The 21,634-nt window shown below is 63.4% G+C and carries 21 protein-coding genes; 10 read left to right on the forward strand and 11 right to left on the reverse strand.

Features of this window, described 5'->3' with window-relative positions:
• Positions 1 to 137: 137 nt before the first annotated feature.
• From GN300_RS18400 to GN300_RS18420, 5 genes are all read left to right on the forward strand, one after another.
• Complete coding sequence (locus tag GN300_RS18400; protein WP_007730120.1) at positions 138 to 488, forward strand: DUF3263 domain-containing protein; 351 nt, start codon at positions 138 to 140, stop codon at positions 486 to 488.
• A gap of 53 nt (positions 489 to 541) precedes the next feature.
• A complete protein-coding gene (locus GN300_RS18405; protein WP_063314806.1) occupies positions 542 to 1,138 on the forward strand; it encodes a LytR C-terminal domain-containing protein in 597 nt (198 codons plus the stop codon).
• 95 nt (positions 1,139 to 1,233) lie between these two features.
• Positions 1,234 to 1,935, forward strand: a complete 702-nt coding sequence (locus tag GN300_RS18410; RefSeq protein ID WP_007730117.1) for a superoxide dismutase family protein — start codon at positions 1,234 to 1,236, stop codon at positions 1,933 to 1,935.
• An 89-nt stretch (positions 1,936 to 2,024) separates the two neighbouring features.
• The gene (locus GN300_RS18415) at positions 2,025 to 3,149 is read left to right on the forward strand and encodes a glutamate--cysteine ligase (RefSeq protein WP_003945034.1); all 1,125 of its coding nucleotides are present in this window, start codon (positions 2,025 to 2,027) and stop codon (positions 3,147 to 3,149) included.
• 107 nt (positions 3,150 to 3,256) lie between these two features.
• Positions 3,257 to 4,624, forward strand: coding sequence for a phosphatase PAP2 family protein (locus tag GN300_RS18420; protein ID WP_063314805.1), 1,368 nt, complete (start codon positions 3,257 to 3,259; stop codon positions 4,622 to 4,624).
• Here GN300_RS18420 and mnhG read toward each other — a convergent pair.
• Genes mnhG through GN300_RS18450 form a run of 6 tightly spaced genes read right to left on the reverse strand, consistent with a single transcriptional unit; the run spans position 4,590 to position 10,929 of the window.
• Positions 4,590 to 4,934: a monovalent cation/H(+) antiporter subunit G gene (gene mnhG, locus GN300_RS18425; protein WP_058038511.1), complete on the reverse strand. Its 345-nt coding sequence runs from the start codon at positions 4,932 to 4,934 to the stop codon at positions 4,590 to 4,592. The two genes, GN300_RS18420 and mnhG, sit on opposite strands and share 35 nt — an antisense overlap.
• Positions 4,931 to 5,200: a monovalent cation/H+ antiporter complex subunit F gene (locus tag GN300_RS18430; RefSeq protein WP_003945061.1), complete on the reverse strand. Its 270-nt coding sequence runs from the start codon at positions 5,198 to 5,200 to the stop codon at positions 4,931 to 4,933. The genes mnhG and GN300_RS18430 overlap by 4 nt, the downstream gene beginning before the upstream one ends.
• Positions 5,197 to 5,769, reverse strand: coding sequence for a Na+/H+ antiporter subunit E (locus tag GN300_RS18435; protein WP_003945063.1), 573 nt, complete (start codon positions 5,767 to 5,769; stop codon positions 5,197 to 5,199). The genes GN300_RS18430 and GN300_RS18435 overlap by 4 nt, the downstream gene beginning before the upstream one ends.
• Complete coding sequence (locus GN300_RS18440; RefSeq protein WP_047268847.1) at positions 5,766 to 7,466, reverse strand: Na+/H+ antiporter subunit D; 1,701 nt, start codon at positions 7,464 to 7,466, stop codon at positions 5,766 to 5,768. The genes GN300_RS18435 and GN300_RS18440 overlap by 4 nt, the downstream gene beginning before the upstream one ends.
• Positions 7,463 to 8,095, reverse strand: a complete 633-nt coding sequence (locus tag GN300_RS18445) for a Na(+)/H(+) antiporter subunit C (protein ID WP_003945054.1) — start codon at positions 8,093 to 8,095, stop codon at positions 7,463 to 7,465. The genes GN300_RS18440 and GN300_RS18445 overlap by 4 nt, the downstream gene beginning before the upstream one ends.
• The gene (locus GN300_RS18450) at positions 8,092 to 10,929 is read right to left on the reverse strand and encodes a Na+/H+ antiporter subunit A (RefSeq protein WP_063314804.1); all 2,838 of its coding nucleotides are present in this window, start codon (positions 10,927 to 10,929) and stop codon (positions 8,092 to 8,094) included. Before GN300_RS18450 ends, GN300_RS18445 begins: the two co-directional genes overlap by 4 nt.
• 190 nt (positions 10,930 to 11,119) lie before the next feature.
• Between GN300_RS18450 and GN300_RS18455 the strand changes: the two genes are divergently transcribed.
• Complete coding sequence (locus tag GN300_RS18455; RefSeq protein ID WP_007730102.1) at positions 11,120 to 11,545, forward strand: NUDIX domain-containing protein; 426 nt, start codon at positions 11,120 to 11,122, stop codon at positions 11,543 to 11,545.
• Here the strand turns inward: GN300_RS18455 and GN300_RS18460 are convergent.
• The 3 genes from GN300_RS18460 to GN300_RS18470 form a co-directional block, all read right to left on the reverse strand.
• Complete coding sequence (locus GN300_RS18460) at positions 11,502 to 12,881, reverse strand: hypothetical protein (protein ID WP_233405667.1); 1,380 nt, start codon at positions 12,879 to 12,881, stop codon at positions 11,502 to 11,504. The genes GN300_RS18455 and GN300_RS18460 overlap by 44 nt on opposite strands.
• Before the next feature lie 67 nt (positions 12,882 to 12,948).
• A complete protein-coding gene (locus GN300_RS18465; RefSeq protein WP_063314803.1) occupies positions 12,949 to 14,376 on the reverse strand; it encodes a hypothetical protein in 1,428 nt (475 codons plus the stop codon).
• 9 nt (positions 14,377 to 14,385) lie between these two features.
• A complete protein-coding gene (locus GN300_RS18470) occupies positions 14,386 to 15,021 on the reverse strand; it encodes a TetR/AcrR family transcriptional regulator (RefSeq protein ID WP_042926208.1) in 636 nt (211 codons plus the stop codon).
• A 128-nt stretch (positions 15,022 to 15,149) separates the two neighbouring features.
• On the opposite strand from GN300_RS18470, the gene GN300_RS18475 reads away from it, so the two are divergent.
• Genes GN300_RS18475 through GN300_RS18485 form a run of 3 tightly spaced genes read left to right on the forward strand, consistent with a single transcriptional unit; the run spans position 15,150 to position 18,239 of the window.
• Positions 15,150 to 16,418 carry a cytochrome P450 gene (locus GN300_RS18475; RefSeq protein ID WP_063314802.1) on the forward strand — a complete coding sequence of 423 codons (1,269 nt, stop codon included), beginning with the start codon at positions 15,150 to 15,152 and terminating at the stop codon, positions 16,416 to 16,418.
• 46 nt (positions 16,419 to 16,464) lie between these two features.
• Positions 16,465 to 17,217 (forward strand): isocitrate lyase/phosphoenolpyruvate mutase family protein, encoded by a 753-nt coding sequence (locus GN300_RS18480; protein ID WP_007730096.1) that lies wholly within the window; start codon positions 16,465 to 16,467, stop codon positions 17,215 to 17,217.
• A 2-nt stretch (positions 17,218 to 17,219) separates the two neighbouring features.
• The gene (locus GN300_RS18485) at positions 17,220 to 18,239 is read left to right on the forward strand and encodes a DUF2804 domain-containing protein (RefSeq protein WP_003945035.1); all 1,020 of its coding nucleotides are present in this window, start codon (positions 17,220 to 17,222) and stop codon (positions 18,237 to 18,239) included.
• Positions 18,240 to 18,327: 88 nt separating this feature from the next.
• Here GN300_RS18485 and GN300_RS18490 read toward each other — a convergent pair whose 3' ends face one another.
• Positions 18,328 to 19,542 (reverse strand): HNH endonuclease signature motif containing protein, encoded by a 1,215-nt coding sequence (locus tag GN300_RS18490; RefSeq protein WP_233405708.1) that lies wholly within the window; start codon positions 19,540 to 19,542, stop codon positions 18,328 to 18,330.
• Between the two features lie 222 nt (positions 19,543 to 19,764).
• Between GN300_RS18490 and GN300_RS18495 the strand changes: the two genes are divergently transcribed.
• Positions 19,765 to 19,917: a hypothetical protein gene (locus tag GN300_RS18495; RefSeq protein WP_047268844.1), complete on the forward strand. Its 153-nt coding sequence runs from the start codon at positions 19,765 to 19,767 to the stop codon at positions 19,915 to 19,917.
• Between the two features lie 90 nt (positions 19,918 to 20,007).
• Here the strand turns inward: GN300_RS18495 and GN300_RS18500 are convergent, their stop codons facing one another.
• Positions 20,008 to 21,630 (reverse strand): amidohydrolase, encoded by a 1,623-nt coding sequence (locus tag GN300_RS18500; protein WP_063314801.1) that lies wholly within the window; start codon positions 21,628 to 21,630, stop codon positions 20,008 to 20,010.
• Positions 21,631 to 21,634: the final 4 nt, after the last annotated feature.

Below are 21,634 nucleotides of genomic sequence, written 5' to 3' on the forward strand. Positions count from 1 at the left end.
ACGTGGGCCGCGGGGGAAATTGTGAGTTACCTTCGGGCCAGGGGACCGGGAAACTCACGGCCGCGAGAATTCGGTCGGAAAAAGAACACCGGGCATACGAGTCTCGCTGACGCCGAGCACAGCAGTCGAGGAGTGACATGGACGGCGCAACCGCGCGTAGTCGGAACCAGTCCGAAGGCACTGGCGCCGACGATTCGGTAGTAGATACAGCAGGCATGCACGAGGTCGGCGAAGACGGCCTCACCCGCCGGGAGCACGACATCCTCTCCTTCGAGCGTCAGTGGTGGAAGTACGCCGGTGCGAAGGAAGAAGCCATCAAGGAGTTGTTCGACATGTCGGCAACCCGCTACTACCAGGTTCTCAACGCCTTGGTCGATCGCCCCGAATCCTTGGCGGCTGATCCCATGCTGGTCAAGCGCCTGCGTCGTCTGCGCGCCAGCCGTCAGAAGGCCAGGGCCGCGCGTCGCCTCGGCTTCGAGGTCACCTGAATCACGCGTACATATGATCGGGCTGTCCACGCACTGGCGATAAGGTCGACATCGTGAGTACCCCGAAAGAGCAGCCGTCCGGACCTCCGCTTCGCGCAATCGCCATGGTGTTGATCGCGTTGGCGATCGTGTTCATCGGTCTCGGAGCAGCCTCACTGGGTGGATCGAGCGACGGTGGATCGAGCGACGAGAACACCGCAGCAGAGCAGACCGAATCCTCGGCGCCTGCCACGACGAGCGCCCCCGCGCCGGCACCTGCCACTTCCAAGCCGGCAGCGACGACGCAACCCGCTTCGGGCGATACCACCACCACGTCGCGACCCTCGGGAACTGCGACGACCACGACTTCCAGCTCCGCGAGCGGCACCGACACGTCGAATGTCAGCGTTCGAGTTCTCAACAACAGCACCGTCTCCGGTCTGGCAGCAGGCACCGCCGAGGAATTGACGGCAGCAGGTTGGAACGTCGAGGAGACGGGTAACTACAGCGAGGGCACCGTCAGTACGACGACGGTGTATTACGGATCGTCCGCGGCGGAGAAGGCAGCGGCGCAGAAGATCGCGGCTGAACTCGGAGTCTCCGCAGAGCCTCGATTCGCCGGCATCGCGAACGCGTCACCTGGCGTGATCGTGATCGTGACCTCCAACTGACCGGTCGTGAAGGTGGAACTGACCCGTCGGTTCCAGCTACTACACGCGCCGTTATGATCAGAAGCACTTTCTCGCCACCTCAAAGGAGCGGTTCGATGGCCCCCAGCAGCACCCGGCGTATGTCCTGGCGCGTCGTTGCCCCTGTAGTCGCGATTGCCGCTTTCGGCTTGACCGCTTGCAGTAACAGCGAAGAGCCCAGCAGCGTCCCCGGCACGACTCCTCCGGTGTGGACCGGTGCAGCCGATCCCAGCGCGCACGAAAGCGCGGGCGGCCACGGTTCCGAGACGGCTCACGCCGGCGCTTCTGCCGAAACGGTCACCGCAACGCTGAACGGCACCGACGGCGCCAAGGTCGGAACGGTCACGTTCGCGCAGGAAGGTAGCGACGTCAAGGTCACCCTCGACGCCAAGGGCCTCACCCCCGGCTTCCACGGATTCCACGTCCACCAGGTCGCCAAGTGCGAGACCAATTCCGTTGCCCCCAGCGGCGGAGAGCCGGGTAACTTCCTCTCGGCAGGCGGACACTTCCAGGCCGAGGGTCACACGGGCCACCCGGCGAGCGGCGACCTCACTTCGGTTCAGGTCCTCGAAGACGGCACCGCCACGCTGGTCACCACGACCGATGCATTCACCGTCGACGAACTGGTCGCAAACGGTGGAACATCCGTCATGATCCACGCCGGAGCGGACAACTTCGGCAACATCCCGACGCGTTACGCGCCGGCACCGGACCAGCAGACTCTAGACACCGGTGACGCAGGCGGACGCGTTGCTTGCGGTGTCATCACCAAGAGCTGACAACTCACCTGAGTTTTGCATCACTTCCGGCGACTACCACGCAGTAGCCAGCACGGTGTTTTTACCGACACTGTGATTGGATTCTCTGCGTGGTAGTTCCATTTCCAGGTTCGCCGCGCCCGACGCTGGGCGTGGAGTGGGAGATCGCGCTGGTCGATCGCAAGACCAGAGATCTCTCCAACACAGCAGCCGAGGTGTTTTCGGCGGTCGAAGAGCTTGCCGGCTCCGAAACCCCGCACATCACCAAGGAACTACTGCGAAATACCGTCGAACTCGTCACGGGTATTCATTCGACGGTCGGCGAGGCGATGAGTGATCTCGACAGGTCACTGGATCTGCTGCGTCGCGCTGCGAATCCGCTGGGCGTCGACCTCATCAGCGCGGGCACGCACCCGTTCGCGCAATGGTCGACTCAGTTGGTCACCCGGACGCCCGACTACGACGAGCTCATCGAACGCACGCAGTGGTGGGGTCGGCAGATGCTGATCTGGGGCGTGCACGTCCACGTGGGTGTCTCGTCCGCGGACCGCGTTTTCCCCATCATCAACGCACTGCTGCAGCGCTATCCGCATTTGCTGGCGCTGTCGGCATCCTCGCCGATGTGGGCCGGTGTCGACACGGGGTATGCGTCCAATCGAGCATTGATGTTCCAGCAGCTCCCCACCGCAGGTCTTCCGTACCAGTTCGAGAACTGGGCCGAATACGAGTCGTTCATCGACGACCAGATGAAGACCGGTGTGATCACCAAGATCGGTGGCATGCACTGGGACATCCGTCCCGCGCCGAAGTGGGGAACCATCGAGGTCCGGGTGTTCGACGGCGTCTCGACACGCGCCGAACTGGGTGCCCTCGTTGCTCTGGTCCACTGCCTCATCGTCGATCTGGACCGCAGACTGAGCGCCGGTGAGACTCTGCCGAACATGCAGCCGTGGCACGTCAAGGAAAACAAGTGGCGCGCAGCGAGATACGGACTGGACGCCGAGATCATCCTCGACTCCGACGCAAACGAGTGCCTCGTCACTGACGATCTGGATCGCCTGCTCGACGACTTGGCGCCGATTGCGGTCTCACTCGGCTGCGCGGACGAGTTGGCGTCGGTGGCGGACATTCCCCGTCGCGGCGCGTCCTACCAGCGGCAACGTCGTGTCGCGGAAGCGACGGGCGGCGATCTGGTTGCGGTCGTCGACGCCTTGGTCGCAGAGTTGGGCACCTAGCAGGTTCACAGTGCGAAGGACTGTTTCGCGGACTGGAAATCCGGGCATACCAACCGTTTGTCCAGTGGGTGTCCATATTCAGTTCACACGCCGTTTACTATTGTCCGGTGTTGATAGACAGTTGGTCCCAACGAGGGGGCGCACCCGGACAGTCGGACCGTTCGTGGTCGAGTTCTCACCGACTCCTTCTGATCGGCACAGCAGCATTGACCGTGCTGGTCCTGGGCGTGCAGGCGTTCGCGTCGTACAAGGGCTATCTCGGTCCGGTGGAAAGCCTGTTCGGTGACTACTTCCTCGTTCCCCGCTCCGCGACCATGCCTTGGGTGGGCCTCGCTCTCGCGCTCGTCGGACTGAACAACAAAGAACGCATCTACGCGGTATCCGCGGCCGTCGTGATCGACGTGGTCGTCGGCGCGATCCGCTGGTTCTCGGGTGGACCGCTGACGATGGGCACCGGCGGCACCTGGGTGCTGACGGCCATCGCGGTGTACGCGGTGTGGAAGTTGTCCGGTGAGCGTCGACTCAGCGTTCTGCACGGCGTCGCGCTGGGCGCGTTGCTCATCATCGCGGCCAAGGTTGCCGAGACGTGGCTGGAGATCACCATTCTCGTCGGCACCGACGTGTGGGACGAGTACGTCTTTCTCGCCGACCAGGCTCTCGGGAATCCGTCGTGGGTGATGGGCCAGATCGTCGACGCCATGGGCCCCGTCGGTGCCGCAGCCCTCGACTGGATCTACGTCGAACTGCCGGTCGCGGTGATCGTGGTTGCTCTCTATCAAGTACGTAAGGGATGGCCGTCGCATCACCTGCTGCGCACGTTCCTGCTCATCGGGCTGATCGGCCCGATCTTCTACGTCCTGTTCCCGGTGGTCGGCCCGGTGTTCGCCTTCGGTCCGCGTGGTTTCGGATTCCAGATCGGTGACTACTGGCCGAACATCGTGCCCAGTTTCGACTTCGCATCACCGTCGTCGCTACCGTTCGACGACGCCGCGCCACGAAACTGCATGCCGAGCCTGCACACCGCGTGGGCAGTCGCGCTGTTCATCCACTCGCGCAGCGGACCGTGGTGGATTCGCAGCCTGGGATCGTTCTGGCTCGTTGCGACCCTGACCGCGACGCTCGGCTTCGGATTCCACTACGGCGTCGACCTCATTGCCGGTGCCGTCCTGTGCTTGACCCTCGATGCGGCGCTACGGGATCCGGAGCGCGGCTGGGGTTGGTTCCGAGTGCGTCTGTTGATCGGTGGCTCGGCACTCCTGGCGGGATTGTTGCTCTCGTACCGGTTCGCTGCGGTGCAGATGGCCGAGTACCCGGCGATCTTCGGGCCGCTGCTGATGGCTGTCCTGGTTCTCATGTCGGTGGCGTACTTCGCCACCTTCTTCGCCCGCCCCGGCACTGCTCTTGCGGTGTGGGGCGAGCGCGACGGCGAGTGGGATGCCGTTACCGGAGAGAGTCCGGGTCTTCCAGCTCGTTGATCTTCATGAGGTCGTCCTCTTCGCGCTGTTCGCGGTAGGCGACTCGGCCGACGCTGTGCGCGATCACGGGCGCCGTCAGCAGCGTGAAGATGCCCACCAGGACCAACATCCAGATGTCGACGCTCCCACGAAGCAGGAACACGGCGCCCATCAGGACCAAGATCAGTCCGACCACCTGAGGTTTCGTGGCCGCGTGCATACGACGCAGAGTGTCGGGGAAGCGAACGATTCCCACCGCGGCGGTCAGCGCGAGCAGCGCGCCGAGGAAGATGGAGATGGCTCCGATCGTGTCGAGGATGTTGCCGATCACTGGTCACTCACCCGGAAGCGCGCGACGGACACGGAACCGATGAAGCCGACCAGCGCCAGCGCGACGATCGCGGGAACGATGGTCGTGTCTTTGCTGTACGCGGCCCAGACCGCGAGTCCACACATCGAGACCGCGATGATCGTGTCCAGGGCTACGAGGCGGTCGAGTGAGCTCGGACCGTCGAGCAATCGGAACGTGGTCAGTACGGCGGCGATCAGCAGAATCACTCCGGAAATGATCAAGATTGTGGTGATGAACCCGTTCATGGTTGGTCCTCCTGCCGGGGTGCATCGAATTCGTAGTCGCGCTGGTGCCATGGGCTGGGTTGCCAGTCCGAATCACGTTCGAACGACGCGATGAACAACCGCTCGAGGTCCTCCACCGAGCGGTAGAACGCGCTGACGGCTTTCTGCGAGCCGACGTCGAGCACGTGGACGTAGACGATGCGTCGGTTCTGGTCGATCTCGAGAACCATCGTGCCGGGGATCAGGTTGAGAACGTCGATGCACAGGGTGAGAACCAGGTCGGACTTGATCCCGAGTTGGTACCGCAGAACTCCGGTGACCGGGGGCGGCGACGGGCGGATCGCCAGCCACGCGACCTGGATACTCGACTGGATCGCGTAGTACACGATCATCCACAACAGACGCAGAATCGACAGCAGATGTACCCGACCCTCGACCGGTACGCGGGGGAGGGGAAGCAGGACCATGATGATCAGGCCGACGGCGAGTCCGCCGAAGATGTTGCCGAAACTGATGTTGCCCCACAACAGGATCCATACGACCATCAGCCACAGCAGGATCCCGACGCGGAGTACCTGTTCGCGTTTCATCGCGGAGCCTCCTCGGTGTTCGGGGCCTCGGTATTCGGGACATCGGTACTGGGAGCTACAGCAGGGTCGTCTGCAGCGACGGGAGCTTCGTCGACCGGCACCGGCCGGTGGTTGCCGAGAACCGCGTCGATGTAGATGGACCGGTCCTGCAGGTCCTTCGCCGCTCTGTCGCTGATGTCGATGATCCGGCCCGCGAACACCGTCAGTGCCAGACCGACGATGACAAGTCCGACCGTCGGAATCAGCATGAAGAGCGGAATCTTGCCGACATCCTCGCGGTCGACGAACGCGATGTCCTCTTCGGACTCGTCGATCAACGCTGACGGGCTGACGTCGGCGAGGTCACCTTCGGGCGCGTCGGCCCGGGCTCGCCAGAAAGCCTTGGTCCACACGCGGGCGACGGCGTAGAGCGTCAGCAAGCTGGTGATCGTGCCGCCGGCAACGAGGATCCAAGCCAACGCGCTGGCGTCGGCCGCACCGGCCTGAAGGAGCGCGACCTTGCCGATGAAGCCCGAGAACGGCGGGATACCACCGAGATTCAGCGCCGGGATCAGGAAGACGATCGCGAGGATCGGGCTGGCCGCCGCCAGACCGCCGAGACGGCGCAGCGACGACGACCCGGCTTGTCGTTCGATCAGGCCCACGACGAGGAAGAGCGTCGTCTGCACGATGATGTGGTGGGCGACGTAGTAGATCGCGCCGGACAGCCCGGACGTCGTGGACAGTGCGATACCGAAGATCATGTAACCGATATGGCTGACCAGTGTGAACGAGAGCAGACGTTTGATGTCGCTCTGCGCGATGGCACCCATGATGCCGACCACCATCGTGAGCAGGCCGCACACCATCAGTACGTTGTCGAGTTCCCCTTGCGGGAACAGCAGTGAGTGTGCGCGGATGATCGCGTACACACCGACCTTGGTGAGCAACCCGGCGAAGACGGCGGTGATCGGTGCGGGCGCGGTCGGATACGAGTCCGGTAGCCACGCGGACAGCGGGAAGACCGCAGCCTTGATGCCGAACGCCACGAGCAGGACAGCGAAGATGGCGGTTCGTGTGCCCGGCGGAATGTTGTCGAAGCGCAGGGCCATGTCGGCCATGTTGAGGGTGCCGGTCGCCGCGTAGGCGAAAGCGATGCCCGCCAGGAAGATCAGCGAGGACACCATCGAGACCATCACGTACGAGACACCGGCCCGGACGCGGTCGGCGCTGGCACCGAGCGTCAGGAGCACGAAACTCGCGGCGAGCAGAACCTCGAATCCGACGTACAGGTTGAAGAGGTCACCGGCGAGGAACGCGTTGGAGATACCGGCGGTCAATGCGAGATAGGTCGGCAGGAAGATCGAGACCGGCTGGGCCTCGCTGCCGTCGCGAATACCCTGACCGATCGCGTAGATCATGACGGCGAGCAACACCACCGACGAGACCACGAGCATCATCGCCGAGAGACGGTCGACCACGAGTGTGATGCCGATGGGGGAGTCCCAGCCGCCGACCTGAACGGCCGTCGTACCGTCGCGGTCGGCGAGGTAGAGCAGCAAGCCCGACACCGCGACGACGCCGACGAGCGCGATCAGTGTGATCACGCGCTGAAAACGAGGACGTCGGCCGACGACCAGCGTCGCAGCTGCGGCCAGCATCGGGATCAAGACGGGCAGGGGCGCAAGGGCTCCCATCAGGTTGTCCGAGATGGTCATGCGCCTCCACCTCCCTCGATCTTGGTCTGGCGAGCGTCTTTGCGCCGCTTCTCGGATTCCTTCTTACGAGCAAGGTCGGTGGCCCAGTCGGGTACCGGTTCGTCCTCGAAGTCGCCGTCGTGGAGGTCGTCGTAGCATTCGATGTCCTCGAGGTTGACCAGTTGTTCGAGGGGAATAGGGTTGCCGTCCTTGTCGAATGCGTCGCCGCCGATGCTCGGGGCACCGGTGACCGGGTCGTCGGAGCGGTCGTGGTCGGGAGCGTCGGCAGGCAGGCGACGCTTGAGAACCTTGGTGTCCTCGGGATCGTCCTCGACGGCGTCGGCGGTGTTGATCTTGTAAGACCGGTACGCCAGTGCCAGAACGAAGCCGGCGATACCCATCGTGATCACGATCGCCGTCAGGATCATGCCCTGGGCGAGCGGATCCGCTATTTCCTCGTGGACCGAATCTCGGCCGACGATGGGCGGATTCCCGTCCGATCCACCGACGGTCAGGATCAAGAGGTTGATGGCGTTGCCGAATAGAAGTAGACCGAGCAGCATCCGAGTGATGCTTCGTTCGATCAGCAGGTAGACACCGGCCGACGTGAGGACGCCGATCAGGATCAGCATTCCGATGTTTGCGCTCATGGTGCTTTCACCTCGATTTCTGCGTCGAGGCGGGCGCCGAGACTTCGGAGTACGTCCAGGACCAGGCCGACCACGATGAGGTAGACGCCCAGGTCGAAGAACAGTGCGGTGACCAGTTTGACGTGGCCGATGAGCGGGAGTGTGAACTCGAAGACGGCGGACGAGAGCGCCGGGGCGCCGAGGAACAGCGACACCAGGGCGGTGCCCGCGGCCAGCGCCAAACCGAGGCCGAGAATCTTGCCCGCGTCGATGGGTACGGCTTCACCGAGTTCGTAGCGTCCGCCGGCGAGGTACCGAAGTACCAGCGCCAGGCCCGCCGTCAGGCCTCCGGCGAAACCGCCACCGGGGGCATTGTGACCGGAGAAGAAGAAGTAGATCGACAACACCATGATGGTCGGGAAGATCAACCTCGTGGTGACCTCGAGAACCAGCGAACGGTGTCGAGGATCGATGAGGTCTCCGCCGCGCAACCACGTCGTGTCCGAGTTGGCAGCTGCCTTGTCGACGATGACGGAGGGGGCGTCCGCGACGCGCGGCGCGATACCGAACCGGCGGTTGCGGAAGACGAGGCTGGCGACGCCTGTCGCAGCTACCAGCAGCACCGAGATCTCACCGAGGGTGTCCCATGCGCGGATGTCGACGAGTAGGACGTTGACGACGTTCTTGCCGTTGCCCAGGTCGTAGGCAGCGTCGGGAAGCAGCTCGTAGATCGGACGAGTGTTTCGGGCATTGGTCGCGAAGGCCGCGATGGTGGTGACGGTGATACCGACGGCGACAGCGAGTGCGGCACGCGGCCACTTGAAGCCGATCGCCTTGCTCTCGTCGACTTCGGCGGGGAACTTCCGGAGCACGAGCACGAAGATCACCAGTGTCAGTGTCTCGACGAGGAACTGGGTCAGCGCGAGGTCGGGTGCGCCGTGCAGCGCGAACAACACGCCGCAGCCGTAGCCGGTGAGTCCGACGAGGATGACGCTGGCGAGTCGGTTGCGCATCAGCGTCGCGGCGATGGCGGCCGAGATCATCATCAGCGCGATAGTGAACTGGATGGGTGAATCCCACATCCGAAGGTCGACTCCGCCGCCATCGGTGTCGATGATCAGCAGGAACAGCGGCACAACGACCAGCGTCGCGAGAATCGTCGACTGTGTGCGAGGGAGCGAACCACGCTGAGTGGCACCGGTCAGGCGCATCGAGATGGTGTCCATGCCGCGCAGGGTCGCGTCGTAGATACGGTCGGCGTTGCCGAGCGGCGGGTGCTCGAAGTGCAGTCGGCTGATCTGACGCTGCGCGATGTAGAGCGCGATGCCGCCGGCGATGACGATGCAGGTGAGCAGCAGCGGAGTGTTGAATCCGTGCCACAGCGCGAGGTGGTAGTCGGCGTGAGGTCCGGGGGCCAGTGTGGTCGAGTACGGCGTCAGCAGCTTCTCGAGCTGGGGCGAGAGAATGCCGGCGGCCAGACCGAGAACAGCGAGCAGGCCGGGCGCGAACAGGAACAGCCAACCCGGCTTGTGCATCTTGCTCACGGCTGGGCTGGGCTTGCTCAGGGTCTTACGTCCGAAGGCGCCCCAGATGAAGCGGACGCTGTAGCCGACGGTGAGGATCGAGCCCAACACGATCACCGTGACGACGGCGATGGACGACCAGTGGCCGAGCGCGTCCGTTTCGAGCACCGATTCGAGTGCGGCTTCCTTGCCGACGAATCCGAGTAGCGGTGGCAGACCGGCCATGCTGGCGGCAGCGAGGCTCGCGATGATCGCGAGAGCGGGTGCCGCTTTACCCAGGTGAGCAAGTTTGCGCAGGTCACGGGTACCGGTCGTGTGATCGATGATGCCAACGACCATGAAGAGTGCGGCCTTGAACATCGCGTGCGCCACGACCATCGTCATACCGGCCAGGGCGGCGTCACGCGTGCCGATGCCGACCAGGACCATCATGAAGCCGAGTTGGCTGACGGTTCCGAAGGCGAGGACGAGTTTGAGGTCGTACGCGCGCATGGCTCGCCAACCGGCGAGGATCATCGACAGCAGACCCAAACTGATGATGGTGATGCGCCACGGCGGCGAATCGGCGTACCCGGGAGCCAGGCGCGCGACGAGGTAGATACCGGCCTTGACCATTGCAGCAGCGTGAAGATAACCGCTGACAGGGGTTGGCGCGGCCATTGCACCGGGAAGCCAGAAGTGCAGGGGCACGATTGCCGATTTGGAGAGCGCACCGATCAGGATCAGGACGATCGCGACGGACGGGAGCCACCCCGTCGGCGGGTTCGCGACCAGTTCGGACAGGTTGTAGCTGCCGCCGACCTGGCCGAGGATGATCATGCCGACCAACATCGCCAGACCACCCGCGGTGGTGACCAGCAGTGCCTGGGTCGCGGCGCGGCGGCTGGTGGCGCGTTCGGCGTAGTGACCCACGAGCAGGAACGACAGGACCGTTGTCAGTTCCCAGAACACGTAGAGAAGCAGCATGTTGTCGCTGGTCACTAGCCCGAACATGGCACCCGCGAAGGCGACCATCTCGGCGGCGAAGATACCGAGTCGAGGTTCGTCGTCGGTGAAGTAGCGGGCGCAGTAGACCAGGATGAGCGTGCCGACACCCAGGACGAGCACGGCCATGATGGCCGAGAGCGCGTCGAACCTGAAGTCGATGTCCATCGACAGCCCTGGAACCCAGGTGATGTGCAGCGTCTCGACGGTGCCCCATTTGTCGATTACCCAGCCGAGGCCGGCGAGGGGGACTATCGCGAGGGGGAAGAAGCCGTTTCGCCCTAACCTGCGCACCACAAGCGGAGCCAAGAGGGCGGCAACGGCATGGGCAAGCAAGATAGCGAGCAAAAGGCACTCCGTCGTGTTGTCAGCGGGCGGCGGGGTGTCCGAACAAAATCGAACCTATCGGATTAACGAGACAATTCACCTTGTCGGAGAGGTTGTCTTTGCGTACATATTACCGGGCGTGGCAGTTTCGATGTGCAGCGAGTCGATTCGGACATCATCGGCACTCGCTGATACACGTAGGTTGGACGACGTGAATTCGTCGACACCCACCACGATCATCCGTACCGCTGCCCTTGCACACATTCGTGACCGCAAGCTGATCCAGACCCGCTCCGTGGGCAAGACGGCGTTCTACATGGCCGGCGGAAAGATCGACCCGGGGGAGACGCCCGAGCAGGCACTGCACCGCGAAATTCGGGAGGAACTCGACGTCGATCTGGTCGACGGGACGGTCACGTTCCTCGACGTCTTCGAGGCTCACGCTTTCGGACATTCCGCGGACACGGGCCTGCACATGAGTTGTTATCTGGCGGAGATGGCCGGAGACCCGCACCCGACCAGCGAGATCGCCGAGTTCCGCTACTTCACGCTCGCCGAGTACGCAGCGATGGACGAGGTGGCGCCCGGATCGCTCAAAGTGTTCCATCGCCTGGCGTCGATGGATCTGATCGACTGATCGGCGGAGGAACGAATCGATTGATCCGCCCCAATCGGAGACTCACGTAGGCGCAGACGGCCACGATGATCAGCGCCACGGCGTCGAGTATCAGAATGTCGGTCGAGATTTCGAACGGGCCGACCGTCGTGATGCCGTTGAAGGGCTTGTTCTCGTCGAGCGGCGTGTACGCCGTCCATCCGTAGTCGAACTGCGGATAGACGAGCAGGGCCAGCGCCGTCGGGCCGAAGATGACACCGAGTCCGACGAGTGCTCGCGACGCTCCGGTCCGCGGTGGCTCTCGGTACATCGCGCTGGCGATCGCGTATGTGACGACCGCAGCGGTGAAGGCGACAAGAAGATCGCTGATCGTGAGAACGTCACCGATCTTCGGCGACGGCGACGTGGCGTAGCTGACGATCCCGGCGACCGTGACCGTCAGGAGCAATCCGTAGCCGACGACTCGCGAGGGAGCGATCGCGCCGATCGCTGCCGCGGCGACGATGACGAGTCCGATCACGACGGCGGTGGAGGCGGGGGTTTTCGACCATTCCATGGCTTCGGTTGCGGGACGGTTCGCCGAGACCGCCGCCAGAGTTGCGACGGCAGCGGTACACATCAGCAGGATTCGACTGCCGTCGCCCAGCACCCGCGCGCAGATCACCGTGATCACCAGCGCGACGAGTAGTAGAGGCACCGCCGCCGTGACGGTGGTGATCTCGAACCACCAATTCGCAGCGACCCCGAAGAGAGTGAGCACCGCCGCGATAGTCACCGGTCGAACGGCCATCCGTTCTTTGGGGTGGTCCTTGTCGAAGTCGTGGAACCAGAACGCGGCGACGCAGGCGGCGGCCAATGCCAGCGCGAGCAGTGTTGCCCCCAACACTGGTGGTTGAAACTGGTTGGTGTTGTCGGCGATGTAGTCTGCGTACCGCCGAGGAATAGCGTCTTCGTCGAGGAGTGAATCCGAGACATGCACGGCAACAATCGTTCCCGCGACGGAAGCGGCTCGGACCCGGGGAGCGGCAGCAACCGTGACCGCGCCGACAGCGACTCCCGCACCGACGGGTGAGAGTGCCTCGAAGTTGTGATCGTAGAGCCCGGGCAGTTCGAGTAGGAGTCCACCGAAGACCGTCATGGCCGCGGTCCGCAACCGGCAGCGGGCCATCATCGCGGCTGTCCCGACCGCGACCACAGCCAGAACGCCGGCGCCGATCGTCGAGATCGACCAGAACCTGTCGCCCGTCGAAATCGACGTCGACTGGCTGTTCACGAACGGTGCCAAGGCGACGACGGTGACGACGAATGCCGTCACGCCACTCAGCGCGACGAGCAGCGTCCTGCGGGCGATGGGCACTGCTCCAAAATAGTCAATCCGGTACCAGTTGCACCGCAATAGCAGGTCTCAGTCCGGTGACGGTGTGTCAGTCGACTGGCTCCGGTTCGATCCGAGATTCCGTGGTGTCGACGGGTGGATGGGACCGTCGGAGGATCGCTGCACCGCAGAAGCCGATGATCAAGGCGAAGAGGATTGCAGTGCCGACGGTCTGAGGGGTGACGTAGTCGATGGTGATTCCTATGCCGCGTCCGAATAGTCCTCCGTCGGCGCTGACGTGCGCCGGGACGGGAAGTTCCATCAATCGCTGAATGTCTGCCGCTGTCAACTCTGGCGGCGCGGTGAGCTGATCGGTGAGAATCGCGATCGACGAGAAGGTCATCGCGGCAAAGGGAATGGCGAGTCCGAGTGTGGCGTCGACCAGGCTGCCGGGAGCAAGGGCACCGAACAGCAATCCGGCGGCGAGGCCCAGTGCGGCGATCTTCAGTGCGATTGACCAGACACCGTGCGCGGAGTCGAAGGGCAGTAGTTCTGACAGCGGTACCGCAACGAGAACGGCGATGGGAACGAGGTTTGGCACCTGCTTGTGCAGTCGCAATCCGACGGCGACCGGCAGGGCTGCGAAAAGCACCAGTACCCAGGGGGACTTCAGTGGACCCCAGTGGCCGGAACCCTTCGCGATGTCGACGAAGAGCGGGGCCGACGCAGCGGCCAGAGCGGTTGCGGCCCAGAGGAACTTGCCACCAGCACCGGAGGTGTCGCCGAGACGGTAGGCGGCGATCCATGTCAACGCGAGCGCAGCGCCTGCCGCCAAAACCATGACGATCCAGGCGGTCGCCTCGGACGCGTACTGCTGGCGATCGATCACGGCGCCGAGCACTCGATGCCCGATCGCCAGCGCGGCGATCACCACGAGCGCGATGCGGATTTCGCCCGCGTCGGGCTTGCGGATCCGGAAGCCGGATTGCGCGGTCACTGCACAGGCGATTGCTGCGGCGGCCGTGGCGCCGATCAACCACCACGACGGCTCACCTACCGAAGACGTACTCATCCGGCCCGTCCCGCCGGAGAACGTGCGAACCGCGAGGAAGGTGGCAAGCACGCCGAGGAGGGTGGCGTTCTTCGTGGCGGTGCGATCCCAACTGACGGCAACCACACAACCCAGAATCGCACCGGCTGCAACACTTTTGACGATGATCACGGCGATCAGCAGGTCCAGTGACGCAACCTCGGGCACGACTGCCCGAATGATCGCGATGACGGCGACCCCGACGGTGATCGCGATCCAGGCTGCCCGACGGGAGCCGCGACGCTGCGAGAGTGCGCAGGCAAGCACGGCAACCACGGCGCCGAGCCCGACAGCGGTGGGTCCACTGCTGATCCAGCGATCTACTTCCGACGGAGAGGCCACGATGGCCCAGTCACGGAGAACCGGATTGGTCAGGGCCAGCGCAGCGAGTATCCCGGACAGGAGCGCAGCGACGGTGGTGAGGATCGCTCGAAGATCGAGTGGCATCGGGCCAACCTATCGCGGCGCCGCGACATCGGTCGTGGGCGGCGTGAGTGCCGGAAACCAGATGTCGGTGAGAACGTCTGCTGCGACGTCCGCACCCGCGGTGATCGCGCCCTGTTCCGCCCAGCGAATGAAGAAGCGCTCGACTTGTGTCAGCAGGAGTTCGACCCGGAGTTTCGCCTCGTCGTGTCGGCTCTGCGGCCAGCGTGCCAGGTACGACGGCATCGCGTTGGGCAGTGCGGAGATGCCTTCGCGGGCCAGTGTGCGGAACTCGGGTTCGAGGACCATGGCCTCGTCCCACGCCCGCATCATGTGGTGGTGATCGCGGCACCAGTCGAGAGCGCGGTTGATCCAGCCGGCGAATTCTTCGCGCGAACCGGAATCGAGTACGTGGTCGAGATCCTGGAATATGGCGAGGGTGCTGGATACTACGGTGTTCGAGCCGAGCGCCTTGAGGATGTCGATCTTCCCGGGAAAGTGCAGGTAGAAGGTGGCTCGGCTGCAACCGACCCGGCCGGCGATGTCCTCGACGGTGACAGCCGCGTATCCGCGTTCGGTGAAGAGCGCGCCGGCGGCATCCACGAGGTCTGCGCGGGTTCGCTGCTTCTGCTTCTCTCGCAGCGTCAGTCTGCCGGAGGTATCTGTCATTACCAGGATCCTAGTGCCGCGGGGGCTCTCACGGGTCAGTTGCACGAGACTCTCCGTCTTTCACTTGACAGTCCGTTAGTGAAAGCTACTCTGTGGTGTAGCGCACATTCGACCGATCAGAGGACGCCATGACCATCTCGGACACAACACGCACGCCTGACCTGCCGGCCGGATTCGACGTCACCGATCCTGCTGTCCTCGGGGAGCGGATCCCTTTCGAGGAATTCGCCGAACTGCGTCGCAACGCACCCGTGTGGTGGTGTGAGCAGCCGTCGACGGTCGGTGGATTCCAGGACGAGGGCTACTGGGTGGTCTCGCGTCACGCTGACGTCAAAGAGGTCAGCCAGCGCAGCGATGTGTTCTCGAGCTGGGAGAACACCGCGATCGCGCGTTTCGCCGACGACATGCCACGTGAGGCCGTCGAGATGCTCCGGCATCTTCTGCTCAACAAGGATGCACCGGAGCACACCAAGCTCCGCAAGCTGATTTCGAAGCTGTTCACGCCTCGCGCGATCAACGGCATGCGCGACGAATTGGATCGTCGTGCACGGAGCATCGTCGACACCGCTGTGAGCGAAGGCCCGGGCGACTTCGTGAAGCAGGTTGCCAGCGAGCTGCCGCTCCAGGCGATCGCGGATCTGATCGGTGTACCGCAGGACGATCGGGACAAGCTGTTCAAGTGGTCCAACGAGATGATGGGCTACGACGACCCGGAATACCAGGGTGATCCGGCAGTCGCGTCCACCGAGGTCCTCGGATACGCGTACCAAATGGCAGACGCACGTCGTACCTGCCCGGCAGACGACATCGTCACCACTCTGGTCCAGGCCGACATCGACGGCGACTCCTTGAGCCCGGAGGAGTTCGGGTTCTTCGTGCTCATCCTGGCGGTCGCAGGGAACGAGACCACCCGCAACGCCATCACGCACGGAATGATCGCGTTCCTGGACAACCCCGAGCAGTGGGAGCTGTACAAGAAGGAACGTCCCAAGACGACGGCCGACGAGATCGTCCGTTGGGCGACACCCGTCACCGCCTTCCAGCGCACCGCGCTCGAGGACACGGAATTGGCAGGAGTGTCGATCAAGAAGGGGCAGCGCGTGGTGATGCTGTACAGCTCCGCGAACTTCGACGAGGACGTGTTCGAGAACCCGATGACGTTCGACATCACTCGTAACCCCAATCCGCACTTGGGCTTCGGCGGAACGGGCGCGCACTTCTGCATCGGTGCCAACCTCGCTCGTATGGAGATCGACTTGATGTTCAACGCGATCGCCGACAACGTCCCGGACATCACCAAGATCGGTGATCCGCGCCGTCTGCGCTCGGGTTGGATCAACGGCATCAAGGAGTTCCAGGTCGATTACAAGAGCACAGGCTGCCCGGTCGCTCACTAGAGTCGGTAGGTGAGAGGTACACCCCACGATCTCGAGGAGCCACCGCATGACTTCGATCAACGACAAGGCAACTGCTCTACTGGCGTTGCACCAGCCAGGTAATCCGGTCATTCTCCCGACGGTGTGGGACGCGTGGTCGGCGAATCTTGCGGTGGCTGCCGGTTTTGCAGCCCTGACGGTAGGCAGTCATCCGGTTTCCGATTCCATCGGCAAGCCGGACAACGAGGGCATCACCTTCGACGAACTTCTGCACCGGATCAAGCAGATCACCGGTGCGGTCGACGCCCCGATCTCGGTGGACATCGAGGGTGGTTACGGGCTCGAGCCGGCAGTTCTCATCGACGGGTTGATCGATGCCGGCGCTGTCGGACTCAACATCGAGGACACCGTTCACAGTGAAGGCGGACGCTTGCGCGAGGCGCAGGAGCACGCCGACTTCGTGGGTGGGCTTCGTCAGGCCGCCGACGCAGCCGGAGTTCACGTTGTCGTCAACGCGCGCACCGACCTGTTCGTGAAGCAGGTCGGTGACGAGTCCGATCGCGTCGATCGCGCCATCGCACGCCTCAAGCTGGCGGCCGACGCCGGCGCCGACGTTCTCTACCCCGTCGGGCGCCATGACGACGCGACCCAGCGCCGCCTGACGTCCGAGCTCCCACTTCCGATCAATGCGATCGGAATCCCGGATCAGGACGACCCGGCAAGTTTCGGTCCGCTCGGAGTGGCACGTGTGAGCTTCGGTCCGTTCTTCCAGATGGCATTGGCCAACCGTGCGAACGAGATCTTGGGACGCTGGAAGTAAGAATGCAGACACTGATGTCGCCCGGCCCGCTTCTCGACGATGGCGGACATTTGGTCGAGACGGGTTGGGCCCCATCGGAGATTCGCAAGTATCGACGCTCTGCGATCACCGCTCCCAAGTTCCGGATCAAGGAGTGGGACTACTACTGCGTTCTCACTGCGGATTACGGCATCGCGCTGACCGTCGCCGACAACGGGTACATGGGCTTGCTCGGGGTCTCCTGGCTCGATTTCCGAACACCACACGAGATCACCGAAAACGTGATGCTGCCGTTCCCGATGGGAAGGCTCGGTCTGCCCGAAAGCGCCGACGACGGTGATGTGGTGGTGTCGAAAGGTAAAGCTCGCTTCGAGTTTCGCCATGTGGACGGTGGGCGCCACCTGATCGTCGACTACCCGGCTTTCGACGGTGGACGAGGTCTTCATGCCGACTTGTTCCTGGCGAGTCCTGCCGATGACCGGATGGTGATCGCCACACCGTTTCCGAAGGCGTCCCGTTCGTTTTACTACAACCAGAAGATCAACTGCCTGCCCGCTGCCGGGACCGTGCGAATCGGGAGCGACGACTTCACATTTCGCTCGGAAGACTCGTTCGGCGTTCTCGATTGGGGCAGGGGAGTCTGGACTTACGACAACACCTGGTACTGGGGTTCTGCATCCGGACTGGTGAACGGCGAGCGGTTCGGATTCAACATCGGTTACGGCTTCGGCGACACTACGGCGGCCAGCGAGAACATCGTGTTTGTCGGCGGCCGGGCACACAAACTGGACAGGATCGACTTCGGCATCCCGCAGGGAACGTACGACGGCGCTCCGTGGAACTTCTCGAGCAACGATGGTCGCTTCGAGATGACTTTCGAGCCGATCATCGACCGTGCCGCGACTTTCGACGTCGGGGTGCTGCGTTCGATTCAGCATCAGGTGTTCGGAAAGTTCTCCGGCACAGTGATCCTCGACGACGGTACCTCCGTGGTGGTTCGAGATCTCCTCGGATTTGCCGAGGAGGTTCGGAACCGCTGGTAGGCCGTACGTCTCCGCGAAGATGACGGAACGCAGCATGAGCACCGGGGCATGATCGTGCCCCGGTGCTCGCGTCTCGAGTTGTTTCACTTCAGGCGGCTGTTGGTGGGCTGTTCCCGCCGATCGGCCGCTGGAACGGATCGATCGACATCGGTGGATAGAACACCGTCTTCCGATCCGGGCCGATCTCCACCCGCCACTCCGTGTGGTGCAGCGTCCGATGGTGATGACCGCACAACAAGATCAGATTGTCGAGATCTGTTGGGCCACCATCGTTCCAGTGAACAATATGGTGGGCATCGCACCACCCCGACGGCGTTCCGCATCCCGGAAACGCACACCCACCATCACGAACCGCCAACGCCCGCCGCTGGGGTACCGTCGCTGTTCTCGCTTCCTTACCGCAGTCGAGCGGAACACCATTCTCATCCAACAAAATCCGCGTCACGGTGCAGTCGCACGCCAACATCCGCGCGGTATCGATACTGATCGGACCTACCCAATCCGTCCACGCAAACCCGAGTTCATCGGTCGACGGCAGCAAGTCCTTCAACGCTTGCAGATCCGTCATGTCTTTCGCGCTGGCGGTGACCGTGATGTGCGGTTTCACCCCGCCCTCGATCGGGCCCAACCCCGCCCGCTCATACCGGCGCAACAACTCACAAAACCCGTCCGCACGCCGCAGCGCCGGGGTGCGGGTGTCTTTGACGCCGTCCTTCTCCGGTGTCGGCGCCGACAGGCTCGACAACAACGTGATCAGACGGGCCCCGTTCACAGCATCCAGTTCGCCCTTCACAGTTACTCTGCCGTACAGGCCTTTCGACGCGTAGAACTCGTTACGTTCGGAATCCTCGCCGACCGGAACGCCGTCCTCGCGTTTGCCGTACTGCTTCTCGATCCGCCGGATCGCCGCCCGCACCGCATCACAATCGGCGATGTTCTTCGACGCCAGGCCAAGCAGGATCCCGCGGGCCTTGTCCACATCCGCCAGGGTCATGTTCTTCGGTGGATGCTGACAAAACGACGCCACCTGACGGGCTTTCAACGCATCAACGTCACCGCGGTGAAACGCATCGCCCACCACGGGTTCGAGCATCAGCAACCGCGCCAACCCGACCAGCAGACTGCACTCACCGATCTCCAGATTCGTCGACCCGTGCAGCCATTGCGCGATCGCCCGAAAACCCTTCCCGCCGAGAACCTCCCGGGAAAACATCTCCACGATCAGCAGCACCATCCGCGACTGCAACTCGTGTCGGGCGCGCACCAGATCGAGAACCTCGCTCTTGAGGTCCTCGCTATCCAGTTGCTACGCTTCCCGACTGTCCATGCTAAAAGTCTAATCGAACAAAGTTTCGAACACAAGACTTGTATCTCGAAAACTGTTCCTATGCAATAATTTTCGACAATTCCGATTTTTGGGACTTTTCGGATCTTCATTCGATTTGCGGCAGGCAATCTCGACTACCTCATTGCATGGACTCTGCTGACGCCGAGCACTCGGCATACATTCCGGCTTCATGTTGACGTGGACGAGGGCACTTGGACGCGTGGCCGCGCATGGGCTCTGTCGATTGCATTGGTTGCCTTGCCGTACTACCGCGACACGAACGAGCAGATCACGGCCTGGGCGAAACATGCGATCGCTCAGGTCGTTGACGACATCCGCACTGAACCCTGAGACCACCTGCGCCGTCTCCGTTTTCGCAACAATCCTTGGAACTCGAGCAGAGAAGGTTATCGGCCTTTGTCCACGGCGTTCGGCGACCGATCAGCCGATCGCGCTCAGGTCTCCGTACACCGTCCGACCCTCCAGGATGGTGGCGAGCACCGTGATGTCGGCCAGCCTGGTCGGCTCGACGTCGAGGGGATTTGCCGACAGCACAACAAGATCCGCGTAGGCACCGGGAAAGATGGACCCGATGTGATCTTCGCTGAACAGCTGCCACGCGGCGTTGACCGTGTGGGCGCGCACTGCGGCATCCACGGGGATCCGTTCCTGGGGTGCCACGACGCGGCCGCTGGGCGAAAGTCTGGTGACGGCGTCCTGCATATTCCGTAGCGGATTGGCGGGGGTGACGGGACCGTCGTTGTGGAAGGTGAACCGTTGCCCGGCCGCGAGTGCAGATCCTGCTGCGGCCCAGACGGATCCGTATTCGGGGCCGAACAGGTCATCCACCAGAACGTCACCCCAGTAGTGCAGGTGGTCGATGAAGATGCTGACCGTGACGCCCAGTTCCGCCGCGCGGACGAACTGATCCGGACGCATCGCGCCGACGTGTTCGAGACGCAACCGGTGATCGGGCCGGGGGTGCTCCTTCAGAAGTTGCTCCCACGCATCGAGAACCATGGTGATCGCGTCGTCACCATGGGCGTGGCACGCCATCTGCCACCCTTTGGCGAAGTAGGCGGAACTGATGTCGTGGATCTGTTCGCCGGTGTAGTTGGCGTGCCCGTGCGTGCAGGCGATCCCGAGCGCGCGGGTGGCTTCGGTATCGAGATACGGGAAGCTGGTGGCGATGTTACCGACCCACGGTGAACCGTCGGACCAGACCTTGATGCCGATCTGGCGCACCAGGTCGTTTCCGTCGCCCGGTGACGCCTCGGTAGTGCGCGCGTCGTTGGACATCTCGTAGAGCCGCAGGCGGGTGGTGAGGAGTCCGGCGTCGGCTATCGCTGCCAGGGCGGGCCGCATCTTGGGGTCGAACGACAATTCGGCGATGGTGGTGATTCCCGCGGCGTTCAGCCGGGCGCATTCGGCCGCCACCAGTGCGGGGAAGTCGTCACCGATGGTGACTGCGTGGCCCGCGACTGCGAACACCGCAGGCATTTCGTACGCGGCTCCGTCGAGTGCGCCCGTCGCGTCGTGGCCGTACGATCCGCCGATCGGATCGGGGGTATCGCGGGTGATGCCGGCCTGCACTGCTGCCGCCGTGTTGAAATACGCGACGTGTCCCGAGTTGTGCATGATCACGAGGGGGTACTCCGGCGCTATGGAGTCCAGCCAGTCGATGGTCGGATCGGGTAGGCCCTTCTGCAGCAACGGGTCCCAACCGTTCAGAGAAGCGCCGGCAGCACCTCGCGAACGAACAGTGTCGACGACGGCAGCAACTACGGCATCCGCCTCGGTGATCGTGACAGGCCGGATGTCGACGACGTCAGGCCCGAGCACGATGGCTTCTTCCAGGGGGTGACCGTGCGGCTCGATGAACCCCGGCAGAACAGCGGCGCCTCCGACGTCGACGACGCGGGTATCCGGCCCCACCAGTTCCTCGACGTCCGTGCGCGCGCCGACGGCCGTGATCCGGCCGCCCGTCACGGCGAGCGCCTGGGCGCGTGGTGCTTCCTCGTGCATGGTCACGATGTCGCCGTACAGAACCAGATCAGCAGCCATGGTC

Origin of the sequence: Rhodococcus sp. Ni2 (assembly GCF_021352185.1) — a bacterium.
In the GTDB taxonomy this organism is placed as follows: Bacteria; Actinomycetota; Actinomycetes; order Mycobacteriales; family Mycobacteriaceae; genus Rhodococcus_F; species Rhodococcus_F qingshengii.